Origin of the sequence: Brevundimonas sp. AAP58 (assembly GCF_001295975.1) — a bacterium.
Taxonomy (GTDB): Bacteria; Pseudomonadota; Alphaproteobacteria; order Caulobacterales; family Caulobacteraceae; genus Brevundimonas.
In genome coordinates, this window is the sequence record NZ_LJHU01000018.1 from 41,467 (window position 1) to 65,805 (window position 24,339).

The 24,339-nt window shown below is 68.3% G+C and carries 16 protein-coding genes and 1 tRNA gene; 11 read left to right on the forward strand and 6 right to left on the reverse strand.

Annotation, left to right across the window (positions count from 1 at the left end):
• Positions 1–36: 36 nt before the first annotated feature.
• The gene (locus tag IP78_RS02930) at positions 37–2,166 is read right to left on the reverse strand and encodes a M13 family metallopeptidase (protein ID WP_054110208.1); all 2,130 of its coding nucleotides are present in this window, start codon (positions 2,164–2,166) and stop codon (positions 37–39) included.
• Positions 2,167–2,398: 232 nt separating this feature from the next.
• Here IP78_RS02930 and IP78_RS02935 point away from each other — a divergent pair, with 232 nt between their 5' ends.
• Genes IP78_RS02935 through IP78_RS02945 form a run of 3 tightly spaced genes read left to right on the forward strand, consistent with a single transcriptional unit; the run spans position 2,399 to position 6,020 of the window.
• Complete coding sequence (locus IP78_RS02935) at positions 2,399–3,217, forward strand: response regulator transcription factor (RefSeq protein ID WP_054110209.1); 819 nt, start codon at positions 2,399–2,401, stop codon at positions 3,215–3,217.
• A 30-nt stretch (positions 3,218–3,247) separates the two neighbouring features.
• Positions 3,248–4,681, forward strand: coding sequence for a HAMP domain-containing sensor histidine kinase (locus IP78_RS02940; protein WP_156320256.1), 1,434 nt, complete (start codon positions 3,248–3,250; stop codon positions 4,679–4,681).
• Between the two features lie 31 nt (positions 4,682–4,712).
• The gene (locus IP78_RS02945) at positions 4,713–6,020 is read left to right on the forward strand and encodes a trypsin-like peptidase domain-containing protein (RefSeq protein ID WP_231680898.1); all 1,308 of its coding nucleotides are present in this window, start codon (positions 4,713–4,715) and stop codon (positions 6,018–6,020) included.
• 6 nt (positions 6,021–6,026) lie between these two features.
• Here the strand turns inward: IP78_RS02945 and IP78_RS02950 are convergent, their stop codons facing one another.
• Positions 6,027–7,841, reverse strand: coding sequence for a heparinase II/III family protein (locus IP78_RS02950; RefSeq protein WP_054110211.1), 1,815 nt, complete (start codon positions 7,839–7,841; stop codon positions 6,027–6,029).
• Positions 7,838–8,506 carry a ribulose-phosphate 3-epimerase gene (rpe, locus tag IP78_RS02955; RefSeq protein WP_054110212.1) on the reverse strand — a complete coding sequence of 223 codons (669 nt, stop codon included), beginning with the start codon at positions 8,504–8,506 and terminating at the stop codon, positions 7,838–7,840. Before rpe ends, IP78_RS02950 begins: the two co-directional genes overlap by 4 nt.
• Before the next feature lie 144 nt (positions 8,507–8,650).
• Between rpe and hppD the strand changes: the two genes are divergently transcribed.
• From hppD to IP78_RS02985, 6 genes are all read left to right on the forward strand, one after another.
• Positions 8,651–9,748, forward strand: a complete 1,098-nt coding sequence (gene hppD, locus IP78_RS02960; protein WP_054110213.1) for a 4-hydroxyphenylpyruvate dioxygenase — start codon at positions 8,651–8,653, stop codon at positions 9,746–9,748.
• Between the two features lie 52 nt (positions 9,749–9,800).
• On the forward strand, positions 9,801–9,935 hold the full coding sequence (locus IP78_RS15715) for a hypothetical protein (RefSeq protein ID WP_255350732.1): 135 nt from the start codon (positions 9,801–9,803) through the stop codon (positions 9,933–9,935).
• 191 nt (positions 9,936–10,126) lie between these two features.
• Positions 10,127–11,182 (forward strand): isoaspartyl peptidase/L-asparaginase family protein, encoded by a 1,056-nt coding sequence (locus tag IP78_RS02970; RefSeq protein WP_054110215.1) that lies wholly within the window; start codon positions 10,127–10,129, stop codon positions 11,180–11,182.
• Positions 11,183–11,184: 2 nt separating this feature from the next.
• Positions 11,185–11,661, forward strand: a complete 477-nt coding sequence (locus tag IP78_RS02975; protein WP_054110216.1) for an isoprenylcysteine carboxylmethyltransferase family protein — start codon at positions 11,185–11,187, stop codon at positions 11,659–11,661.
• A 125-nt stretch (positions 11,662–11,786) separates the two neighbouring features.
• Positions 11,787–14,636 carry a pitrilysin family protein gene (locus IP78_RS02980; protein WP_054110217.1) on the forward strand — a complete coding sequence of 950 codons (2,850 nt, stop codon included), beginning with the start codon at positions 11,787–11,789 and terminating at the stop codon, positions 14,634–14,636.
• Positions 14,637–14,724: 88 nt separating this feature from the next.
• A tRNA-Gly gene (locus IP78_RS02985) sits at positions 14,725–14,799 on the forward strand.
• 122 nt (positions 14,800–14,921) lie between these two features.
• Here the strand turns inward: IP78_RS02985 and IP78_RS02990 are convergent.
• The 3 genes from IP78_RS02990 to IP78_RS03000 are packed head-to-tail and all read right to left on the reverse strand — an operon-like array spanning position 14,922 to position 20,740.
• The gene (locus tag IP78_RS02990; RefSeq protein WP_156320257.1) at positions 14,922–16,238 is read right to left on the reverse strand and encodes a S9 family peptidase; all 1,317 of its coding nucleotides are present in this window, start codon (positions 16,236–16,238) and stop codon (positions 14,922–14,924) included.
• A gap of 5 nt (positions 16,239–16,243) precedes the next feature.
• Positions 16,244–19,342 carry a TonB-dependent receptor domain-containing protein gene (locus IP78_RS02995; RefSeq protein ID WP_054110219.1) on the reverse strand — a complete coding sequence of 1,033 codons (3,099 nt, stop codon included), beginning with the start codon at positions 19,340–19,342 and terminating at the stop codon, positions 16,244–16,246.
• Positions 19,343–19,381: 39 nt separating this feature from the next.
• On the reverse strand, positions 19,382–20,740 hold the full coding sequence (locus IP78_RS03000; protein WP_054110220.1) for a dicarboxylate/amino acid:cation symporter: 1,359 nt from the start codon (positions 20,738–20,740) through the stop codon (positions 19,382–19,384).
• A 213-nt stretch (positions 20,741–20,953) separates the two neighbouring features.
• Between IP78_RS03000 and IP78_RS03005 the strand changes: the two genes are divergently transcribed.
• Positions 20,954–22,786 carry an ATP-binding protein gene (locus IP78_RS03005; RefSeq protein ID WP_054110221.1) on the forward strand — a complete coding sequence of 611 codons (1,833 nt, stop codon included), beginning with the start codon at positions 20,954–20,956 and terminating at the stop codon, positions 22,784–22,786.
• Positions 22,783–24,135 carry a sigma-54 dependent transcriptional regulator gene (locus tag IP78_RS03010; RefSeq protein WP_054110222.1) on the forward strand — a complete coding sequence of 451 codons (1,353 nt, stop codon included), beginning with the start codon at positions 22,783–22,785 and terminating at the stop codon, positions 24,133–24,135. Before IP78_RS03005 ends, IP78_RS03010 begins: the two co-directional genes overlap by 4 nt.
• Positions 24,136–24,339 lie beyond the last annotated feature (204 nt).

The window sequence follows — 24,339 nt, forward strand, 5'->3', positions numbered from 1 at the left end:
GGCCGGAGCGGGATCACCGCTCCGGCCCTTTTCATGTCACCAGATCCGGACGCGCTGATCCGGCGACAGGTAATAGCGCTGGCCCGGCTGAACGTCGAAGGCCTCGTACCAGGCGTCGACGTTGCGGACCGGCCCGATCACGCGGAACTCCGCCGGGCTGTGCGGACCCGTGGCGACCTGGTTCCTCAGGAAGTCATCGCGGCCCTTGGACTGCCACACCTGGGCCCAGCCCAGGAAGAACCGCTGCTCGCCGGTGAAGCCGTCCAGCACCGGGGCCTCCTGGCCGTTCAGCGACAGCTGATAGGCCTCCAGACCCACCGCCACGCCCGCGGCGTCACCGATGTTCTCGCCCATCGACAGGGCGCCCTGGACGAAATAGCCCGGGAGGACCTCATAGGTGTCGTACTGGGCACCCAGACGCGCCGTCAGGGCCTCGAAGTTGGCGCGGTCCTCCGGCGTCCACCAGCTGCGCAATACGCCGTCGCCGTCAGACTTGGAGCCCTGGTCGTCGAAGCCGTGGCCGATCTCGTGGCCGATGACCCCGCCGATGGCACCATAGTTCACCGCCGGATCGGCGTTCGGATCGAAGAACGGCGGCTGCAGGATGGCGGCCGGGAAGACGATCTCGTTGTTGGTGGAGTTGTAATAGGCGTTCACCGTCTGGGGCGTCATGCCCCACTCGGCCTTGTCGACGGGCTCGTTGAGGCGGGCCAGCTGGTACTCCCAGCGGAAGCGTCCGGCGCGCTCGGCATTGCCGAACAGGTCGTCAGGGCGGATCTCCAGCGCGGAGTAGTCCCGCCACTGCTCCGGATATCCGATCTTGACCGTGAACTTGGCCAGTTTCTCCTGGGCGGCCGCCTTGGTCTCGGCACTCATCCAGTCATAGGTCTCGATGCGAAGCGCCAGCGCCCGGCGCAGATTGGCGACCAGCTCTTCCATCTGGGCCTTGGACTCGGCCGGGAAGTATTCGGCGACGTACTGGCGGCCCAGGGCTTCGCCGAGCGCGCCTTCCGTGAAGCCGATCGCGCGCTTGTCGCGGGGACGCTGCTCGGGCTGGCCCTGCAGATCGCGCTGGCGGAAGGCCCACTGGGCGTCGGCGAACCGGGCCGACAGGCGCGAGGCGGCCTGATCGGTGGTGTGGAACGCCTGCCAGGCCCGCAGCGTCTCGATCGGCGTTTCCGCATAGATGGCGGCGATCTGTGGCATGGCCGTGTTCTGGCGCACGATCAGGCGGGGGATGTCGCCCAGACGGGCCGCGCCGAAATAGCCGTTCCAGTCGAAGCCCGGCGCGTCAGCGGCCAGCTGCTGGATGGTGTACTCGTTGTAGGTCCGGTCGCGGTTGCGGTTCTCGGCCGGCGTCCAGTGCGCCTGGGCGATGCGCGTCTCGAGATCCAGGATGCGCTGGGCGTTTCCGGCGGGGTCGTCCCAGCCGATCATTTCCAGCATCCGGGCCAGGTAGGCCAGATAGAGCTCCTTCTTGTCGGCATAGAGCGGCGACAGATAGAAATCGCGGTTGGGCATGCCCAGGCCCGACTGACCGGCGGAGACGACATAGCGGTCCGGCTGCTTCTGGTCCGTCGAGATGCCGGTGGCGAAGAAGGAGCCGCCCAGCGCCCCGATGGTCCGGCCCATGTAGGCCGCCATGGCTTCATGGCTGTCGATCGCCCGGATGGCCGCCAGATAGGGTTGCAGGGGCTGGTCATCCAGCGCCTCGATGCGGGCCACGTCCATGTAGCTGCGATAGGCGTCGGCGATCTTCTGCTCATCCGAGCCCGGGGCCAGGTCCGTCCGCGCCAGAAGAGCGGTGATCATCGCCTCCAGCCGGTTGTCCGACAGATCGCGCAGAAGGGCGAAGGCGCCGTAGTTCGAACGGTCCGCCGGAATGGTAAGCTGGTCCAGCGCCGCGCCATTCGCGTAGCGCATGAAGTTGTCGCCCGGCGCCATCGACAGGTCCATGCCCGCAGGATCGAAGCCCCAGGTCCCGAAGCGCGGCGCCTCGACGCCTGCCCAGCCCGACGCTCCGATGCTGGCGGCCGGCGTCTGGAAGATCGACCAGATCGTGCAGGCCTCATCCAGGCAGGCGTGATCGTGGTCGGGACCATCGGCGAAGGCGGCGGAGGGGATCAGGAAGGCGGCCGCAGCGGCGCCGATCAGCAGTCTTTTCATGGAAATGTCCCGGGGTTGAGCCTCTGCGCGGTCTTGGGCGCGCTTGGGACCAGACCCTACGCCCCCGAACCGGCGCGCAATCTTAAAAATCCTTCATCTTTGCGTGAGCGGCGTCAGGAAGGGTCAGCGGCGGCAGCGCGAGGACGCGCTAGGGTATTGAACCGGCCGTTGGCCCGGGATTGTCGATCGGCCGAGGGGGTGCCTATCCTCCCGGCGAGGCGGGGGATCACAGGTGACCGATACAGCTGCGGACGAAGCGACCTCGGTGGCCGGCGACCCCTTCGCCGCACTCGCTGACGTTTTCGCCGGCAGGCGGGCGCTGCTGCTTGAAGACGACCCGGCGCTGGCAGAGCATGTGGCAGATCGCCTTCTGGCGGCGGGGTTCGCGGCCGTCGAGCGGTTCGAGGCGGGGGAGGCCGCCCTGGAGGCCGCCCAGACCCGTCCCTACGACATTCTCATTCTGGACCGCCTGACCGCCGGACTGGATGGACTGGAAACGCTCAAGCGTCTGCGATCCGCGCCGGGTGTCTCTTCAGATGCGCCTGCGCTCATGCTGACCGCCCTCACAGGCGAGCGTCAGCGGGTCGAGGGTCTGCTGGGCGGGGCCGACGACTATCTGTCCAAGCCCATCGGCGACGAGGAACTCCTGGCCCGCATCGCAGCCCAGCTGCGCCGCGTTGCCCGTCGCTCCAAAGCGGTTTCGACCGACCTGACCAACGGCCCCTTCCGTCTGTCGCCCGGCGCGCGGACGCTGAAGCTCAAGACGCCCGACGGTGAACGACTGATCGATCTTTCACCGCTGGAGTTCGCGATCGTCTCAGAGCTGATGACCGCCCGTGGCCAGCCCGTGACGAAGACCATGCTGTGGGACCGTTGCTGGGTAGAATGGACCTTCCTTCCCGACAATTTCATCAACATCATCGATGCGCGCATTTCGGCCCTTCGGCGTCGGCTCAAGGAGCAGACGCCCGAGATCGGGGAGGATTTGCACCCGCTGATCGTCGCCGCGCGCAGCCAGAGCCTCGTGTTCCGCGATCTGGACCCGGCGTGATCCCGAGGATGTGGTGACAAGGTCAGCTCCGTGAGCCGCTGGGAGGCGCTTCGACGCCGGATGGACCTGTCGGCCCCCTTGACCTGGCTAAGTCGACGGACGACGACCCAACTCGCCTCGGCTCTGGCGATCCTCGCGGCTGTGGCCCTGTCTGGATCGCTGGTGATCACCGGCCGCGCGGCCCAGCTTGATCAGCGCCAGCAGGCCGCCCTGGCCGCGCTCGCTGACTTCGCCGCCATTGCCGTGAAGCTGCCGACCGACGTTGGCATGGACGCCGCGTCGATGACCGAGGCGGACGCGGCCTATGTGTCCGCGGTCCTGACCGCCTTCCAGGACGGTCCCGACCGCGAGGCGACGACGCTGGAGGAAACCTGCCGGACCGGACGGGGCGGGGCGGGTCTGCGGCTGGTCCGGGCTCCGGTCGGCAAGCCTGCCGGGCTGGCCGCGCTGGAAACGGCGCGGGCCACTCGGCTGACCCGTCTCGGACCCGATGTCTATCTGATCCGACTGGTGCCGGGAGATCTATGCCTGAACCGCGCCGTCGAGGCGGTGGTCGTGCGACGGTCTGTCGGTGCCCTGGAGGTCACGGTCGGCCGCGTCGTCGACCCGGCCGGCTCCGCCTGGCGGCAGGCCGTTCTGGCCGTCTTCGGCGTCGGCGTACTGATCCTCGCGGCGGGGCTGACGGCGGCGACCTTCGCCCGGCGTCGGCTGACCGCAGCCCTGGCCAAGGTCAGCAAGGCGCTGGATCGCGCCGCGGTCGGCGACTTCTCCTATCGCGCCCCCGAGGTTTCGGTGGCACCGGAGCTCACCGAACTTTCGAGGCAGGTCAACCGCACCCTGGACCGTCTGGACGAGCTGCTGACATGGCTGCGGGATTCGGCCGATCAGCTGGCTCATGATTTCCGAACCCCGCTGGCCAGGGCGACTGCTCGTCTCGATCAGCTGGCAGAAGCCGGCGACGCCCGCATGAGTGCCCGGCTGATCGGCGAGGCGCGCCAGGACTTGGCCGAGATCTCCCGCGCCATGACCGAGGCGATGGCGCTGCGCGACGGTGAGGCCTGGTCTTTCGAGAGCGTTCGCCTCGATACGCTCGCCGAGGCGGCCGTAGAGCTCTACGAGCCCATTGCCGAGCAGCGCGGCGTCCGCATCAGGGCCGAGGTCGAACCGGTCACCGTTCTGGGGGTTCGCTCCCTGCTGCAACGCGCGGTCGCCAACCTCGTGGACAACGCCGTGAAATTCTCGCCGGACGGCGGAACCGTCGTGATACGGGCGCGATCAGCGGTGGATGGGCCGATCCTGTCGGTGGCCGATCAGGGACCGGGCATGGGCATGGCCAACGCCGGGCCTGACAGCCACGGCATGGGCCTCGCCTTCGTGCGCGCGAGCCTGCGCCGACACGGCGCACGAATGACGATTGATGACGCCGCGCCTGGGACCATCGTCACGGCGCGTTTCGCGAGATAGGCTCGCTGAAAGACATCGAGGGGGAAACACCGTGAACCGCACCCGCTTCCTGGCGACGACCGCCATCGTTCTGCTGATGGCCGGGACGGCGTCCGCCCAGACCGCGCCTGAGTTTCCCCTGCCCTATGACAGCCAGCGCGGCGTCTTCAGCTTCGCCACCGGGCTCGAGCGGTCTCTGCCCGCCGTGGTCCGGGTCACGACGCTGGGCCGCTCCGCCGGACCTTCGCGGGATGGGTCCGAACCCACCGCCATGTCCGGCGGATCCGGTGTCATCATCGATGCGGACGAGGGCATCATCGTCACCAACCATCACGTCATCGAGGGCGGACAGACGTTCCGTGTCGACCTGTCCGACGGGCGCCTACTGGACGCCGAGCTCATCGGCACGGACCTGGCGACCGATCTCGCGGTTCTGCGCATCCCTGCCGGCGGCCTGGCCGAGGTGGAGACGGTCGATTCCGACACGCTTCGCACCGGCGATCTCGCCTTCGCCGTCGGCTATCCGCTGGGGCTGGACCAGACCCTGACCATGGGCGTGATCTCGGGTCTCGGCCGCTCTGGCATGGGCGACGCGGTCGAGGACTACATCCAGACCGACGCCGCGGTGAACTCCGGCAACTCCGGTGGCCCGCTGCTGGACAGCCGGGGCCGGCTGATCGGCATCAACACCTCGATCCTGTCGGGCGACTTCTCGGGCGGCAACGACGGCATCGCCTTCGCCGTTCCCACCCGCATCATGATGTTCGTGGTCGAACAGTTGCGCGCCAATGGCGAGGTCACGCGCGGCCGGATCGGCGCGACTCTCGGCTCGCTGACGGCCGAGCGGGCGGTCGAGCTGGGGCTGGGCTTCGTGCGCGGTGCCATCGTCGAGGATGTGGTTCCCGGATCGCCGGCCGACCGCGCGGGCCTGGTGCGCGGCGACGTCATCACGCGGATCCAGAACCGTCCGGTCGCCAACGCTGGCTCCGTCCAGGCCGTGGTCGGGATTGCGGCTCCTGGCACGCCCTTGACCCTGGTCTATCTGAGGGACTCGACAGAAGCGACGACGTCGCTGACCGTCGAGGTGTCAGAGTCCGGCGGCATCCAGATCGGCTCGACCGCCGTCCAGGCCTTTGGCGCAAGCTTCGCCGCCACCCCTTCCGGTATTCAGGTCCAGGCGGTCGAAGGCGGCTCGGCGGCCGCGGTGGCCGACCTGCGCGCCGGGGACATCGTGACCCATGTGGGCGGCCGCCGTGTCGACGATCTGGCAACGCTCGGAGCCGGACTCGGCGACCGCGAGAACCCCGTCCTGACTGTTATCCGCGGCGACGCCGAGCTCCGGGTGCGGATCGGCGGCTGATCCCGGTCAGACCGGATCGCCAGCCGCGCCTGCGGGGCTCAGCTTCCAGCGGATCTTGGTCTCGGCATCGGTGCGCGCCGAGCCGCGCACCACGACCTGCAGCGAGCGCCGTGTCAGGCCGTCCTCGACGTGCACCGACGGCTCGATGGCCACATCCGGTCCATCGGTGCGGAACCACCAGCCCCGGCCGGAATGTCCGCGCAACAGGATGGACCGACGATCCCGCGCCAGCGAGGCCTGCGCCCCTGGCTCCAGATGAAAACGGACCGCATATGGGGCCGCGATCTGGCGCACCTGACCGCGATGCTCGGCGCAGGGATACAGTCGTTCCTCAGCGCGCAGTTCGTCGAGCCGCTGATCCAGATACAGCCGCCGCTGATGCAGCAGACCATAGGCAGCCGCCCAGGCGTCGTGCTCGACTTCCAGCCAGACGGCGCCTTCGGCATCGCGGCGTTCGAGCGTCGTCTTCCAGGGGCGACCATAAAGGCGAGGCCCGAGCAGCTCCGCCTTCCACCCTCCAAGAGGCTCGGCGAACGTGGTTTCGCCCAGGGTCAGAGTCGAATGGCCCGGCGATAGCCGCAGACCCTGCCGGTCAGGCGCGCGGGGCGTCCAGCCGCAGCCCGTGATCAACCGGTCCTTGCCGCAAACGACCTCCAGCGCCAGCGGTTGGGCGCAAGCCGCCTCTGACCAGGCCTCCTTGCCCGGAGATCCGGCGTCCGTCACGATCGTCAGCAGGGGTGAGCGGATGCGAACCAGCCCGCCGACCGTCCCGGTGGCCCCACCCGGCGTTTCGGCATGTTCGTCGTGAGCGCGGGCGGCCGCGACACGGGCAACCGTCGACGGCCCGCCGCCCTGCATGGCCGTAAGCCGACCATCGGGCAGAACCTGCAGTCTCAGCGCTGTCGTCAGCCTGACGATCGCCCCGGAAATCGCTTCCGGCACCGGCTCCGATAACTGGGCCAGCGCTTCGTTGAGCGCCAGCAGGTCCAGCAGCAGCTCCAGCCCGGCTTCCGGGCTCCTTGAGGCGTGGGATCCGTCTCCCGCCACGGTCACGCGCAGGGCACCGACGAGCCTGCCAAGCCCCACCCGGCGTATCCTCTGTCCCGGCGTCCCGGCCAGGACCGCGCCCGCGAGGGCAGAGGCCACCAGCCGCTCGGCCTTTCCCGCCAGCCCACCCGGAGGACGCAGCAACTGCCGCGCCTGACGTCCCAGGATGTCCGCCAGCCGGAACCTGTCCCCGTCGCTCGCCACCGCCCCCATCCGCCGCGCCGCGCAGGCCAGGTTGAAGGTCCGCCGCGCCAGGATCTGCGGGTCCCAGGCGAACGGCGACCAGCGCGCGAAGGTCTGGGCCCAGGCGAGCGTGAGCCGCAGCGCCTCTCGCGCGCCCCGCTCCTCGTGCAGCATCAGCGACGGCAGCCAGGCGAAGGCGTGCAGATCAGTGGCGAAGGCCTTGGACGGGCTCGGCCGGTTCCAAGGATCGCCCCCGGCCTCGACCTCCATGTGGGTCCCGGCGAGATGGAACTTGCCCGACAGGATCGCCTTGCCGACCGCGCCGTCGACGGGTCGGAAATCGCGCGGCGAGGCGGCGAAGGCCACCGCCTTTCCGGCCGCCAGCGTCTGGGCATAGCCGGGCAGGCCATACAGCTCGATCCACATCTGCCGTGTCAGCATGCGCCCGGCGATGGCGGGCCACAGCTGGGGCCCCGTCGCCACGCCCGCGCTCTTGACCGGCGTGCGCATCGGCGCCCCCCGCAGGCCCGGGATGGCGTCCGGCGCCACCGTCGGGCTCGACCGGTCTGCGAAGGGGCCAATGGGGTTCAAGCCGCGACGCCTTTCAGCCCCGCGATGTTGGCGGCATAGCAGGCCGGTCCGCCCTTGAACACGGCGGTACCGGCGACCAGGGCATCCGCCCCGGCCGCGACGCAGGCCCCGGCGTTCAGGGCGGTCACCCCGCCGTCGACTTGCAGGTGCGCCTTTGATCCGGCCGCATCCAGCAGGGCCCGCGTCCGCTCGATCTTCCTCAGCGCGCTGTCGATGAAGGACTGGCCGCCGAAGCCCGGATTGACCGACATCAGCAGCACCAGGTCGACCAGGTCGATGACCTCGTCCAGCACCGACAGAGGCGTTCCGGGGTTCAGCACCACACCCGCCTTGGCTCCCAGCTGGCGAATGCGACCGAGGGTCCGGTGCAGGTGCGGCCCGCTCTCCGGATGGACGCTCAGGACGTCCGCTCCGGCGGCGCGATAGGCCTCCAGCCAGGGATCGACCGGCGCGACCATCAGGTGGACATCGAAGGGCAGGGTCGTGTGCGGCCGCAGCGCCTTCACCACGTCCGGGCCAATGGTGATGTTGGGCACGAAGTGGCCGTCCATCACATCGACGTGAACCCAGTCGGCCCCCGCCGCCTCGATCGCGGCGACCTCTTCGCCCAGTTTGGCGAAGTCCGAAGCGAGGATGGACGGGCAGATCAGGGGAGGGCTGGCCATCCCTTGCGATTAGGCCGGGCCGCTCGCGCGGGCAAGCGTCGGCGCGCCCTTCGGCCCTGCGGGTTGGCTTCCCGGCCTCGCGCCACTAGGTTCCGCGCCAATCGGCCGACACCCACGGCCACCACAGTCTTCAGGAGACCCGACATGGACGACCTGGCCCCCCGCGCGACCGCCGCAGCCAAGGACAACCCGCTCGGTGTCGACGGCTTCGAGTTCGTCGAGTTCACCGGCCCCGACCCCCAGGCGATGATCCGTCAGCTGGAGGTTCTGGGCTTCGTCCAGACGCACCGCAATCCGGCCAACGGCGTCGTCCGCATGAAGCAGGGCGACATCAGCTTCCTGGTCCACACCGATCCCAAGGGGCACGCCGGCGAGTTCGCAAAAGACCATGGTCCGTCCGCCAACGGCATGGCGTTCCGCGTCGCCGACGCCAAGGCCGCCTATGAGGGCGCCATCGCACGCGGGGCCCATTCGGCCGAGATGCACGACGGCGGGGCGCTTGGACCCGGCGCCCATGTGCTCCGCGGCATCGGCGGATCCTTGCTCTATCTCATCGATTCCTACGGCGAGAAGGGCTCGCTCTACGACGGATGGGACGAGGTCGAGGGCTGGGAAGAGGCCGAGCGCAAGAACAACGTCGGCCTCTATCTGCTGGATCACCTGACCCACAACGTGCGGCGCGGCCAGATGCGCACCTGGTCCGGCTTCTACGGCGAGGTCTTCGCCTTCGAGGAGCAGAAGTATTTCGACATCAAGGGCAAGGCGACGGGCCTGTTCTCCCAGGCCATGATCGCGCCCGACCGCGCCATCCGCATTCCCCTGAATGAGAGCCAGGACGAAAACTCCCAGATCGAGGAGTTCCTGCGCCGCTACAATGGCGAGGGCATCCAGCATATCGCCCTGGCGACCGACAACATCTTCGAGACGGTCGAGACGCTCAAGGAACGCGGCGTGCCCTTCCAGGACACGATCGAGACCTACTTCGAACTGATCGACAAGCGCCTGCCCAACCACGGCGAGGACGTGGCGCGGATGCGCAAGAACCGCATCCTGATCGACGGCTCGGACGAGGACGGCCTGCTGCTGCAGATCTTCACCCAGGACATGTTCGGCCCGATCTTCTTCGAGATCATTCAGAGGAAGGGCAACCAGGCGTTCGGCGAGGGCAATTTCCAGGCCCTGTTCGATTCCATCGAGCTCGACCAGATCCGTCGCGGCGTGATCAAGGTCGACGCGAATTAAGGTCGCGCCTCCTCACTGGCTGCCCTTCCTCGGCCCGTTGGCGGCGGCGGTCGTGGGCGGGCTGGTCGGCCAGTTCGGTCTCGGCGGCGGCTTCTGGACGGTGCTGATCGCGGCGCTGGTCGGCGGCTTTGTCCCGATCATCGCCTATCGTCTGTGGAAGTGGTCGCATCACAAGCGCGGACCCTAATGTCCGCCGGGCCGACGTCCGTTTCTGACGTGTCGGCTTGCTAGGATTGCGTTCTGGGCCTTCGCTCAAAGGACGCGAGGCGGACTGAGTGGACTCAGTGGACGGTGTTTTTCGTTCGCCGACCTCGCTGGACCCGGCCACGCCGGTCGGTGCACGATGGCGACGCGCCAAACAGGAATGGATCCCGCCGCATGACCTTTCGCGTCCTCGCCGGCCTCGCCGCCGCCCTTACCCTCGCCGCGCCCGTGGCAGCCCAGGAAACAACGCCGCGCTGGGCCTTCGCCATCCACGGTGGAGCGGGCGTGATCGAACGCGCCGATCTTTCGCCGGAACAGGACGCCGCCTACCGCGCCTCCCTGTCGCGCGCGCTGGAAGCCGGGGCCGCCATCCTGCGTGACGGCGGGTCATCGCTCGACGCCATCCAGGCCGCCATCCAGATCATGGAGGACGACCCCCTGTTCAACGCCGGGCGGGGTGCCGTCTTCACCGCCGAGGGCCGCAACGAGCTCGACGCCGCCGTCATGAACGGTCGCGACCTGTCCGCCGGTGCCGTCGCGGGTCTCACCACCACCCGCCACCCCATCGCCGCCGCTCGCGCCGTGATGGAGAACTCGCCTCACGTCATGCTGATCGGCCAGGGCGCGGATACCTTCGCGGCGTCGCAGGGATTGGAGCAGGTCGACCCCTCCTACTTCTTCACCGAGCGCCGCTGGCGCGGGCTCGAAAACTTCCTGCGTGAACGCAACCTGCCGATCCCGTCCCGCCCGGCCGGAGCCCCTGCTGCGGGCATGGCCTCGCTGGAGCCCGCGCCGCCGCTGAATGAGCGCAAGTTCGGCACGGTCGGCGCCGTGGCGCTGGATCAGTCCGGAACGCTGGCCGCCGGCACCTCGACGGGGGGCACGACGGGCAAGCGTTGGGGCCGGGTCGGCGACGTGCCGGTGCTGGGCGCCGGCACCTATGCCTCCAACCGCGATGGCTGCGCCGTCTCGGCCACCGGCGACGGCGAGTTCTACATCCGGGCCACGGTCGCCCGCGACATCTGCACCCGCATCGCCGCAGGCGCCTCGTCCGAGGACGCCGGTCAGGCAGAAGTCGACGACGCCCTGTCGCTGGGCGGCTACGGCGGGGTGATCGTGGTCGACGGAAACGGCGTTCCCGGCTTCGCCATGACCACCTCGGGCATGTACCGCGGCGCGGTCACATCCTCGGAACCCGCCCGCGTGGCCATTTACGCCGACGAACAGTGAACATGGGCCGCCCGGCGTCCGACATCCCGGGCGTGCTCGCCCCGCCGCCCCTGATCTATCTCGGCTTCCTCGCGCTCGGCTGGGGCGTCGGTCGTCTGATTGACGAACCAAGCCTTGGCCTCGACCGCAATTTGCGCGGCGGTGTCGCCCTGGCCGGCTTGCTTTTGGGGCTGGTGATCGAGGCGTGGGCGGCCGGGCTGTTCCAGAAGGCGAAGACGGCGGTCCAGCCCTGGAAGCCGTCCACGGCCCTCGTCACCACCGGCGTCTATGGCTTCACGCGAAACCCCATCTATCTGGGCTTCGCCATCACCTATCTGGCTCTGGCCATCGGTCTCGACAGCCCCCTGGCGATCGTCCTGTTGATCCCCTGCCTGCTGATCGTCGACCGCTTCGTCATCCAGCGCGAGGAACGCTACCTCGCCGCCCGCTTCGGAGCCGACTACGAGGCCTATCGGCGACGCGTTCGCCGGTGGGTCTGAGGCGGCATGAGAGACGCGGCCGGTCCCCTGTCCCGCATCCCTGTTCGACATTACCGCCCCGTAACGTGCGCCCGGTCGATTGGCTCGATACGGTCGTTGAATCTGTCCGTCGGAGCCTCTGGACCATGAAGTCGCGCCTGAAGTCGGCCGTCGCCGCGCTTGCCCTGATCACTGTGCTCGGGGCTCCGGCCCTCGCCGTCCCCGCCGTCGCCGTGGCGCAGGAGGCCTCGGCCTCGATCGCCGTGCCGCCCCTGGGCTTCGTCAAGCGCACCCTGCCCAACGGCATGGACGTCTACACGGCGCGCGACACCACCACCTCCAACGTCACCATCCAGGTCTGGTATCGCGTCGGCTCCAAGGACGATCCGGAGGGCCGCTCCGGCTTCGCCCACCTGTTCGAACACCTGATGTTCAAGGCGACCAAGGACTTTCCTGACGAAACCTTCGACCGCCTGACCGAGGACGTGGGCGGCAACAACAACGCCTTCACGTCGGACGACGTCACCGGCTACTACCAGACCGTCCCCGCCAACCACCTGGAGCGACTGATCTTCGCCGAGGCCAGCCGCCTGTCGTCGCTGGTCGTCAACGAGGCCGTGTTCGAAAGCGAGCGCGACGTGGTGAAGGAGGAATACCGCCAGGGCGTGCTGGCCCAGCCCTATGGCCGCCTGTTCAGCGTCTTCATGCCGGCGACCATCTATCAGGAGCACCCCTATCGCCGTACGACGATCGGCTCGATCGAGGACCTGGACGCCGCGACGCTGGAGGACGTGCTGCGCTTTCACGCCACCTACTACCGGCCCGACAACGCCATCCTGATCGTGGCCGGCAACTTCGATCAGGCCCAGCTGGATGGCTGGATCGATCAGTATCTGGCCCCCATCCCCAACCCCAACCGGCCACTGCCCGAAAACAACGTCCGCGAGCCTGAGCCGACCGGCCCGCGCGAGGCGACCTTCTATGCCCCGAACGTGCCGCTGCCTGCCGTGGTGCTGTCCTGGCCGACCGTGCCCTACGCCCATCCGGACCGGGTCGCCCTGACCGTGCTCGACGGCATCCTGTCCACGGGCGAGAGCTCGCGGATGTATCGCTCGCTCGTTTATGAGCAGCAGATCGCGGCCCAGGCATCGTCCAGCCCCGACTTCTCGCAGCAGGCCGGGGCTCTGTCGGCCTACGCCATCATGGCCGGCGGCGAGACGCCAGAGACCGGCATCGCCGCCATCCGCGCCGAGATCGCCCGCCTGCGCGACGAACCCGTCACCGCCGCCGAACTGGCCGAGGCCAAGAACGAACTGGTGGCCGATGCCCTTCGCGGCCGCGAGACCATTGAGGACCGCGCCACGACGCTCGGCTTCGTCCTGATCAACACCAACGACGCCTCCGTCGCCGACCGCCAGATCGCCGACATCCAGGCCGTGACGGCCGAAGACATCCAGCGCGTCGCCCGGCGCTATCTCACCGACGACCGGACCATCACCATCCGCTATCTGAACGCGGACGAGCAGAACCCGCCGACGCCCCAGAACACCGACGTCACCGCCCCGGTGACCGTCGCCGACCTCGCCCCCGTCGGCCAGGTCTTCACCCTGCTGCCGGAAGCGGAGCGGACCCCGCTGCCCGAGCCGACCGCGCCGGTCTCGCCGACCACGCCGCCCGTCGCGGACTTCCGCCTTGCCAATGGGCTGCGCGTGCTCGTGGTCGAGAAGGAAGGCCTGCCGCTGGTCTCCGCCCGCCTGAACTTCGACGCGGGCGCGGCCTATGAGGCGCCTGGCAAGGCGGGTCTGGCCAACATGACCGCCGCCTTGCTGACGCAGGGCACCACCACCCGCACCGCGCCCCAGATCGCCACGGAGATCGAGCAACTGGGCGCCTCGATCGGCGCGGGCGCGGGGTCCGACTTCGCCAATGTCTACGCCAACGCCCCGGCCGACGTCTTCCCGCGCGCGGTGGAGCTGATGGCCGATCTGGTCCGCAACCCGACCTTCGCCGAGGAGGAGCTGGAGCGTCAGCGCGATCAGGCGCTGGACGGCCTGCGCGTCGCCCTGTCGACGCCCGGCCCCGTGGCGGCCCAGGCCGCCGGCCGCGTGATCTACGGCGAGGCCCCCTATGGCGCCCCCGGCGGCGGCACCCTGACCAGCCTTCCCGCCCTGACGCGCGAGGACGTCACGGCCTTCCATGCCGGGCGCTATCGCCCGTCGGACGCGACCCTGGTCTTCTCGGGCGCCATCGACGAGGCCGAGGCCCGTCGGCTGGCCGAGGCCGCGTTTGGCGACTGGACCAGCCCGGCGGTCGCATCGGCCGCCGTCGATCCGTCCGGCCCGGCGCTGCCGCCCCGCGTCGTCGTCATCGACCAGCCGGGTGCCGGTCAGGCGGCGGTGACGGTCGCTATGCGGGGGGTGTCGCGCACCGACGCCGACTACTTCCCGCTGACGCTCGGAAACACGCTTCTGGGCGGCAGCTTCACCTCGCGGCTGAACCAGGAGATCCGCATCAAGCGGGGCCTGAGCTACGGCACCCGCTCGTCTCTGGGCGTGCGCGCCGACGAGGGCCTGTTCACCGCCAGCGCCCAGACCCGTAACGACGCGGCGGCCGAGGTCGCGAGCCTGATCCTGGCCGAGATCGAGCGGCTGTCGACCACCCAACCGACCGAGCAGGAGATGACCACCCGCCGCGCCATCCTGACCGGCGCCTTCGGCAGTTCCCTGGAGACGGTGGACGGCCTGGGCGCGCTCGTGGCCAATCTCGCCCTCTATGACCTGCCGATGAGCGATCTGGCGGCCTACGTCGGCAACGTCGAGGCGATCAGCGCCGCCGACGTGCAGTCGGCCTTTGCCGAACACCTGCCGGTCGATCGGGCCAGCCTGGTGATCGTCGGCGACGCCGCCCAGTTCATCGACGCCATCCGGGCGCAATATCCGCAGGTGGAGGTCATCCCTCTGACCAGCCTGAACCTCGACCGGGCGGCGCTGCAATAGGCAGGGGCAGGCGGAATCGGCGGGAGACGCATTTTCGACTTGCGAGCCTCTCCCGCCCTCCGCTATAGGCCCCGCTCTCGACTGAGATGCGGGCGTAGCTCAGGGGTAGAGCATCACCTTGCCAAGGTGAGGGTCGGGCGTTCGAATCGCCTCGCCCGCTCCAGTCGAAACTAGGAAGATCAGGGGCGTGCCGGTTTCGGCAGGCCCTGATTTTTTCCAGCCCGGGCGCGGGTCATCATACGGTCATCCGATCCCACCGGCAGGCTCTTGGCTGGGCCTACCCCGTCAGGGTTGGGGGTAAAACCCCGGGTCGATCCGGCACGGTTCTCTCATCCGGGGGGCCAGAGCCTCGCACGCGGCGGCGATGCCGGCGGGCGTCGGCCGTTCACCGGTCTCGATCCAGGCCTCAAGGGACTCCAGCAAAGCGACGTACTGGGGTGCAGACAAGCGGCTGTGTTCTGTCTCGGTCGTGAAGGTCTGAACCAGAAGGTTTGAACGTCCGGCCTCGCCGACCGTGTTGGCATACATCGCCGAATGCTCGACGAAGACCGTCGGATCGTAACGGGCGTGGATCGTGACGGTCGGCAGGATGATGTCGCCGCTCAGATCGCTGTCATAGGCCAGGGCCGCGACGGCGTCGGGATCGGCGGCGAACCGTTCGACGCCCTGGTTCAGCGCACGGTCGTCGTCGGAGCCGCGATAGGTGCGGCCCATGTTGTCGAACGGATTGCGTCCGCCCAGCCGCTTCCAGACCAGATCCTGAAACAGGTTCGTAGCCCAGGCCAGGTGCGCGACGAGATGATCCTCCTCCAGGCCCGTGACCGAGAGGATGTTGCGGAGACGCGCGGTCTGCTCGGGCGTGCGCTCTGCCACCGGGCGGCCGACGCCAGTGCACTCACGCACGCGGGCGGCGATCTCGGTCCGGGGCATGGTCTCGCCTTGCGGCAAGCCCTGCCACAGCGGATACTGCGCCTCGTCGGGACGAGGATGGTTCCGGCAGTAGAACTGATAAACCGCCCTGAGATCGGCACGGAACCCATAGGCCCGGGTCCCGCCACCGAGGACGCCGCTGCTCAACAGGACACCGTCGTAGTTGCGACGTCCATCCGTCGCGACCGCATAGAGCTCGGCCGCCTTGGCGGCGACGTTCCCGCCCCAGGACTGGCCGTGCAGCAGGGTGCGCTCAGGCCGCCCCCAGCGGTCCCAGACGATCTGGCGCAGCTGATCGGTGTCCTCGGCCGCCATGCGGACGCCATAGCCACCCCGTCGATAGGTGGAGCCAGCCCAGGCGTAACCCTGCGCCACCATCATGGAGAAGCGGTCGAGGTCCTCGGCGGGTTCATCCCGCTCGGGATCGCCCAGCCGAGGCCCGCCGTGGGCGTGCAGGATGAGACGGCCGTTCCAGTCGGCCGGACGAGCATACCACCACCATGCCCCGCTTTCGGCCCGGCCCGACCAGCACTGCGTCCCGGCCGGAAGACTTTCGGGGCAGGTCTCCATGCGAGGTGCCACGGCCTGAGCCCAGGCTGGGCTCGTGGCCGAGGGGCCCGCCGCCACCGCGAGAGCGGCAAGCGGGCCGAAGGTCCGGCGGAGTGCCGTCACGGGTCCTAGAACTCCTTGGCGAGCGTGGCGTACCAGTAGCGGCCATAAGGGCGGTAGAGCGAGCCCAGATAGCCGGCCGACGACAGCGGGGGAGCCTCATCGGTAATATTGCGGGCCCCGATCCGGATGCGCGAGTCCGCCGCCCAGCCCGAGCGACCTTCCCACTCGTACTGGACATAGAGGTTGCCGGTGATCTGGCTCTCGACTTCCCACGGCACCCCCGCGGGCGACAGCAGATCGGTGTCGTCGACCGCGCTGATGTACTGGGTGAAGGCCCCCACCTGCCAGGGTCCCTGCGACCAGGTCAGTGAGCCGGAAACCCGCCACTCCGGCCGTCCGTTCTGGGCCAGGAGGTCGCTGGTTTCAGGCAGGGGCGTCGCCGCGTTGATAATGCCGGCGTCACGGGCCGCGTAGAGCGCATCGACCTGTGGGCCCGGCTCCCGTCCAAAGGAGATCAGCTTGGCCGCGTTCAGGTTCAGACGGAAGTCGCCGATCGGCGTGTCGCGCAGCCGCCACATCAGGCCCAGATCCAGCCCCTCGACGTCCTGGGGCAGCAGGTTCACGAAGCGGTCGCTGATCGAGACGATCACGCCGACCGGGGTGATGCCTGTTCCGGCGAACAGGGCGATGTCGTCGGCGTTGGGGGCGGCGCGGGTGACCAGGGGGTTGGAGCGACCCTGCACGCGATCGAGATAATCCTGGACCACGGCGTTACGGCCACCGAACAGGCCCACGATCTTCTCCTGCTGGATGCGCCAGCGGTCGACGGTGAAGGTGAAGTCACCCCAGGCCTCGGGCAGGAACTGCGGCTGGAAGACAAGGCCATAGGAGGAGTTGGTGCTCTCCTCCGGCTCGAGGTCCGGGTTGCCCGAGACCAGCAGCGACGCCCCGATGGAGCGCGAGCAGGCCCCGAAGGTGGCGATCCGCCCGGCGCGCAGATCCGCCTCGCAGCGGATATAGTCGGGGTTGGTCGTCAGGCGACCGTAGGTGGCGGTGTTGACCTGCTCCAGGTTCGGCGCGCGGAACCCTTCGGAATAGGAGCCGCGCAGGCGCAGGCCATCGAAGATGTCCCAGGACGCCGCGATCTTGGGCTTGGCCACATCGCCGAAGTCCGAATAGTGCTCGGCCCGGCCCGCGATCTGGACGTTCAGCTCGCGAACGAGCGGGATGTTCATCTCGGGCGAAACCAGCGGAACGGCGAACTCGACATAGGCCGAGGCGACGGTGCGATCGCCCTCCGTGTCCGGGTTCTGGCTGACGGCGATGACGTTGCTCAGCGAGACCGCGCCCGTGACCGCGTCTACGAAGGGATTGGTGCCGTCCAGGTTGGAGTCGCGGTCGTCACGCTGGGTCTCGCGGCGAGCCTCGAGGCCGAAAGCGATACCCACGTCTCCGGCCGGCAGACTGAACAGGTCCGGCCGCGAAACCTTGAAGTCCCACTGGGTCAGGGTCGTCCGCGACTCCCGCCGCAGCCGGAAGGTGATGGCGTCGATCGCCGTCTGCGAACTGGGCGTGCAGTCGCCGAAGCTGGTCTGGTTCACGCAGCCGCCGTTGAAGGGATTGTAGGCATCGGGCGTCGACAGGGCGAGCGAGGCCTGAAGGGCCGTGGAGTTAACCGCATCGGACTCGTCGACCGCCTCGGCCTCGGAATAGAGAAGCGCCGTCTCCCAGTCGAAGCCACGCCACTCGCCACGCAGCCCGCCGAGCGCCCGGGCCTGGTAGTTGGAGACGTCTACGCCCTGATAGCCCGCGTCGACGAAGCGGTACTGGTTCAGGCGGACCGCCAGGCCGGCAGCGGGAACGTTGGTCAACCCGGCGATACGGTTCGGGTTGACCGTGCCGTTGGCGAAGGTCACCGGACCGAACGGATTCCAGTAGTTCGAGGCCGGGATCACCAGGGTGTTCAGGTTGATGACCGGCGGCTGGATGCGCCGGGTGTCGGCCGTGTAGTAACCCAGCTCGCCGAAGGCCGTGACGGTGTCGCTCAGATCGTAGTGCCCGGCGACAAAGACGTTCAGCCGCTGGGTGTCCGGCAGCACGGTGGTGCCGGGCGCGGTGTCGAAACGAAGGTCGCGCTGAACGCCGTTGAAGTTCAGGGCACCGGAGCCCAGGCAGACGTCGCCGTTGGGAACCAGGCACCCGGTCAAGGCGGTCGGTTGGATGTGGAAAGCGCCAGCGGCTGTGGTCAGCGCCTGGGTGCCGCGCCGGATCGTGCCCGGCCCGTTGACGACCGCCAGGTTCGCCCAGGCCCCGCGCGTGTTGCGGAAATCAGGAACATTGCTCGAGGCGTAGTCCGGCTCATTGGCGAACAGGGGACGCAGGTTGTCTGTTGCTGTGAAGTCCTGATCCTCGGCCCGGAGCGCTGTGCGGTCGGTGTAGTCGATGAAGGCCGAGATGTTGCCGCGCTCGAAGTCCTTGCCCGCGAAGATGCCGAGGTTGAACTCGCGCAGGTGCGTGCCCTCGGCCCCGCCGTACTGGGTGGTGATGCGCAGGCCGTCGAAGTCGTCGCGCAGGACGGTGTTGACCACGCCGGCGACGGCATCCGCGCCGTAGATGGCGGCGGCGCCGTCCAGCAGAACCTCCAGCCGCTCCAGCCCAGAGACCGGAATGGCGTTGGAGTTGTAGCTCAGCACCGGCACCGTGCCGGTGTCGGACGTGCCCTGGCTGGTCGGGTGCTGGACGATGCGGCGACCGTTCAGCAGCACCAGGGTGTTGCCGACGCCCAGGGACCTCAGGTTCACCGAGTTCACGTCACCCCGCGCCGCGTTCGAGGTCTGGGGGTTATTGGCCGCGCTGAACAGGACGTCGCCCATCTGAGGGATGGTGCGCAGCAGATCGTCGCCGTTGACCGCTCCAGTGGCCAGGATCTGCTCCTCGCTCAGCACCGTCACCGGCAGGGCGGCGGTGACGTCCGCGCCTCGGATCTGGGAGCCGACCACGACGATGTCGTCGACCGAGGAGGCCTGCTGATTGTCGGCGGCGCGGTCGGCCTGGGCCTGCGCGGCCGGGGAAAGGGCCGTGGTCTGGGCCAGCGTGGGGCCCGCGAGGGCCAAAAGGCCGGTGATGGCGGTTGTCGCCAGAAGGGTGGTCCGGATGGTGATCATGGTGAGTCCTCCCAAACTCGATGGTTCGTTTCTTGTGGTTCAGTCCCTGGCGACGACGAGATCGTCGCCAGGTCCGGCGGCGGGATCGGCCCCGGCCGCGAGCGGCCCCGGGTCTCCGTTGAGGGCGGCGGCCAGGGCGTCGCGATCCAGCGCGCCTTCCCAGCGGGCGACCACCAGGGTCGCCACGGCGTTGCCGATGAAGTTGGTCAGGGCCCGGCACTCGCTCATGAAGCGGTCGATGCCAAGGATCAGGGCCATGCCCGCGATCGGCACGTCGGGCACGACCGCCAGCGTGGCCGCGAGCGTGATGAAGCCCGCGCCGGTGATGCCCGCCGCCCCCTTGGAGCTCAGCATGGCGACCAGCAACAGCGTCACCTGCTGCCACAGCGTCAGCTCGATGTTCAGCGCCTGGGCGATGAACAGCGCTGCCATCGTCATGTAGATGTTGGTGCCGTCGAGGTTGAAGGAATAGCCGGTCGGCACGACCAGGCCGACGACGGACTTGGCCGCGCCCGCGCGCTCCATCTTCTGGAGCAGGCTGGGCAGGGCGGCCTCGGACGACGAGGTGCCCAGCACCAGCAGCAGCTCTTCCTTCAGGTAGCGGATCAGCTTGAAGATCGAAAAGCCGTTGGCGATGGCCACGAGGCCGAGAATGCCCACCACGAAGATGGCAGACGTCAGGTAGAAGGTGGCCACCAGCGCGATCAGATTGATCACCGACGCGATCCCATACGCCCCGATGGTGAAGGCGAAGGCCCCGAACGCCCCGATCGGCGCGGCCTTCATCACGATGGCGACGAGCTTGAAAAAGGCGGTCGAGACCGATTCCAGCATCGTCAGGACGGGCTTTCCGGCGTCCCCGACCATGGCCAGCGCCAGGCCGAACAGGACCGAGACGAACAGCACCTGCAGGATGTTTCCGGTCGAGAAGGCGCTGACGAAGGTGTCCGGGATCACCGACAGCAGAAAGCCGACCACCGTCGTCTCATGGGCGGCGGTCGAGTACTGTGAGACCGCGCCCGCATCCAGCGAGGCCGGGTCGATGTTGAGCCCTCGGCCCGGCTGGACGATGTTGGCCACGACCAGGCCGACGATCAGTGCCAGGGTCGAGAAGACGAGGAAATAGGCGAAGGCCTTGGCGGCCACGCGGCCGACCTTGCCGATGTCGCGCATGCCCGCGATGCCGACCACGATGGTCAGGAAGATCACCGGAGCGATGACCATCTTCACCAGCTTGATGAAGCCGTCGCCCAGCGGTTTCAGGCTCTCGCCGAACTCCGGGAAGAAATGGCCGATCGCGCCGCCCAGCAGGATGGCGCCCAGCACCTGGACATAGAGGTGGCTCCACCACGGGCGCGGTCCCGCCGAGGCCTGTCCATGATCAGACGCGATATGCATACACCCTCCGCCGTCGGCGCGGCCGTCGTTTCCCATGGGCGATCTGTCGTCGCCTTGGCCTCAGTCTGAAACCTCTCGCGCGGTCCACCAAATCGCACGGCCTGCAAAAAAAGGTGTTTTGAATCATATTGTTGATAGTTCGTCCGGAAGACATCGTCCGGATTTCCACACATAACTCTGGTCAACTTGTGCGGATTTCCGCACAGTCGAGGTATGAACCAGACTCTGTCGCAGCTGGGAAAGTATCTCGCTGGGCGCTCCGCCAGGCCCTGGCTCACCCTGCTTGCCGGCTGGCTGGTGATGTCCCTTCTGGCCATGACAATCGCCGCCGAACTGGCCCGCAGGGACGCTGTTTCGGAACTGGCCAGGCGGGCCGACGCCAACGCCGCGCTTCACGCCGCGGTTCTTCGAAGCGAGCTTGAAAAGCAGCGTTCGGTCCCCGTGGTTCTGGCCGAGGATCCCGATGTGGCCGCCTTGCTGGCCGATCCCGGACCCGCCGCCGCCGATCGCGTCAGCGCAAAACTCGAGAACCTCGCGATCCAGATGCGCGCGGCCGCCATCTATGTTCTGGACGACGGGGGGCTGGCGCGCGCCGCCAGCAACTGGCGCGAGCCCACGAGCTTCGTCGGGTCCAACTATGCGTTTCGCCCCTACTTCACGGGCTCCCTGTCGGCGGGAGCCGCCGAGTTCTTCGCGCTTGGCACAGTCAGCGGCCGTCCAGGCCTCTATCTGGCCCGCCGCATCGGGCCAGCGGACGAGCCGCTCGGTGTGGTCGTGGTCAAGGTGGAGTTCGACACCCTCGAAGCCGAATGGCGTCGTACCGGGGAACCCGCCTTCGTCACTGATCAGCGGGGCGTTGTTCTGGTCACCAGCGAACCCACCTGGCGCTTTCGGCGCAGTCGTGAACTGACGCCCGAAGAACGTCAGGCCATTCTCGAAGATCAGACACTAAGCGGCCAGGCGCTCGACCCCCTTCCCTACAGCGGCGAAGCCGGCAGCATCGTCGAAATCGCGCGTGGACCCGCGGCCGGGGAATGGATGCTGGCCCAGACGGAAACGGACACACCGGGCTGGACCCTGCATTTGCTTGATCCGGTCCAGCGGGCCACGGCCACGGCCACGACCAACGCCAGGGTCATCGCCCTCCTGCTGGTCACCCTCGCAGCCACGGCCGTCGCGGTCCTTTTGCGACGGCGTCAGCAAGCCCTCGCTCGTGCCAAGGCCGATGAAACGGCGCGGGCAGAACTGGAGCGCCGGATCGATGACCGTACCTCTGAACTCCGCGACGCCAACAGCCGGCTCAAGAGCGAGATCGACGAGCGCCGCCGCGCCGAGGCGAGCCGGGAAATCCTGCGCGAGGAACTGGTCCAGGCCAGCCGTCTCGCCACGCTTGGCCAGATCGCCGCCGGCGTGGCTCATGAGATCAACCAGCCGGTTGCGGCGATCCGCCTCCACTCCGAAACCGCAGCGAGACACCTCGAGCGGGGCGACGAGACTGCCGCGCGGCGAAACCTGGATCAGGTTTCCACCCTGACCGAGCGGATCGGAACCATCACCAACGAGCTGCGGGCGTTCTCCCGCAAGGCTGGCCGTTCGGTGACGACCGTATCGCTCGCCACGGCCGTGGACGGCGCCTTGCTCCTGATCGGCCACCGACTACGCGACCATGGGGTGACGCTCCACCGCTCCGGGCTGGATGAGCTGCAGGTGATGGCCGACCCGGTCCGGCTCGAGCAGGTCGTCATCAACCTTCTCCAGAACGCGTACGAAGCGTTGCTGGACGCCCAGACCCCCGACCCGGTGATCCGCCTCGAGGCCCGCAGGGTGGACCGCCATGTCGAGCTGCAGGTGTCCGATAACGGCCCCGGCATTGATCCGGCCATCGCCTCCACCCTGTTCACGCCCTTCGTCACCACCAAGACCCAGGGTCTCGGCCTCGGGCTGGTGATCTGCCGGGACATCGTCGCCGGCTTTGGCGGGGAGCTCAGCCTCAAGCCCACGCCGCAGGGCACCGCGTTCATCGTGGTGCTGGAGGCCGCGCGGTGAATTTCGCCCGGCCGAACTCCGTGACCCTCGTGGACGACGACCACGACTTCCGCTTGGCCCTTGCTGAACGCCTCAAGCTTGAAGATTTCGAGGTGCGCGATTTTGCGTCTGCCGAGCTGGCGCTCAAGGCTCTCTCCGCCGATTACGCCGGTGTCGTGGTGACGGACCTGCGTATGCCCGGCATGGACGGGCGGGGTCTCCTGGCCCGCGTTCAGGCACTGGACCCGGACCTTCCCGTCGTCATGATGACCGGCCATGGGGATATCGATGACGCCGTCGATGCACTGAAAAATGGCGCCTACGACTTCGTCGCCAAGCCGCTCGATTTTGCCAGGCTGGGCGAGACCCTCCGCCGGGCGCTCGAGAAGCGGGGTCTGATCCTCGATAATCGCGCTCTGGCCCGGGCCTTCCAAACCGCGCGCCCCCAGACGCTCCTTCTGGGCGAAAGCCCGGCCATCCAGCGGCTCAGGTCAATCATCGATCAGGTGGCCGACGCCGACATGGATGTCCTGATCGAAGGGCCTACCGGCTCCGGCAAGGAGGTCGTCGCCCGTGCGCTGCATGACGGCGGCCGTCGCCGGGTCCACCCCTTCGTCGCCGTCAACTGCGGAGCCCTGCCTGAAGGCCTGATCGAGATGGAACTCTTCGGCAGCGAGTCCGGCGCCTTTCCGGGCGCGCTGCGTCGCCGGGTCGGCCTGGTCGAACAGAGCCACAGGGGCACCTTGTTTCTCGACGAGTTGGAGTGCCTCTCGCCCGCCGCTCAGGTCGCCCTTCTGCGGGTCATCGAGGAGCGGTCGGTCCATCCGATCGGTGCGGTTACGCCGCGGGTGCTTGATCTGCGGATCCTGGCGGCCTCCAAGGTCGATCTTGCCGCCGCGGTCGCGGCCGGCACCTTTCGCGAAGATCTGTTCTATCGCCTGAACGTGCTGAAACTGGTCGTTCCCCGGCTCGCCGACAGGCGAGAGGACATTCCGCTCCTCTTCGCCCACTTCCTGGCGCTTGCATCCGCCCGAGCAGGGGTTGCGCCGCGCCCCATCACGGATCAGGTCCGCAAGAGGCTGATCGAGGACCCCTGGTCGGGAAACGTCCGCGAGTTGGCCAACTTCGCCGAGCAGTTCGCCCTGGGTCTGAAGGAAGAGGAGCCGGCGATCGAGGCCGGCCCGATCAGCCTGGTGGAGCGCGTCGAGGCGTTCGAGCGCTCCATCCTTGAGGATGCGCTGGTCCGCCACAAAGGCGCAGTCGCCAGCATCTGTCTGGATCTCAAGGTCCCGCGAAAGACTCTCTACGACAAGCTGGCGCGCCATAATCTGCGCACGGCCAACTACCGAAAGGGTAGGCAACCTCAGTAGGGGAGGGTCGACATGAGACTGCGCTGAGACCCGCACCGAAGACGGGTCCATGGCGTCGGCCAACCTCAGTCCCGCCGGACCCAAGACCATGTCGATCCGGCGCCGCATCTCATCCTATTGGCGACGTGTGCGGAAAATGCGTTCCCCGTGCGTCGGGTGTTCTGCATCGGACGGAACCACGCCGCTTGCGCGTGCGATGGGACC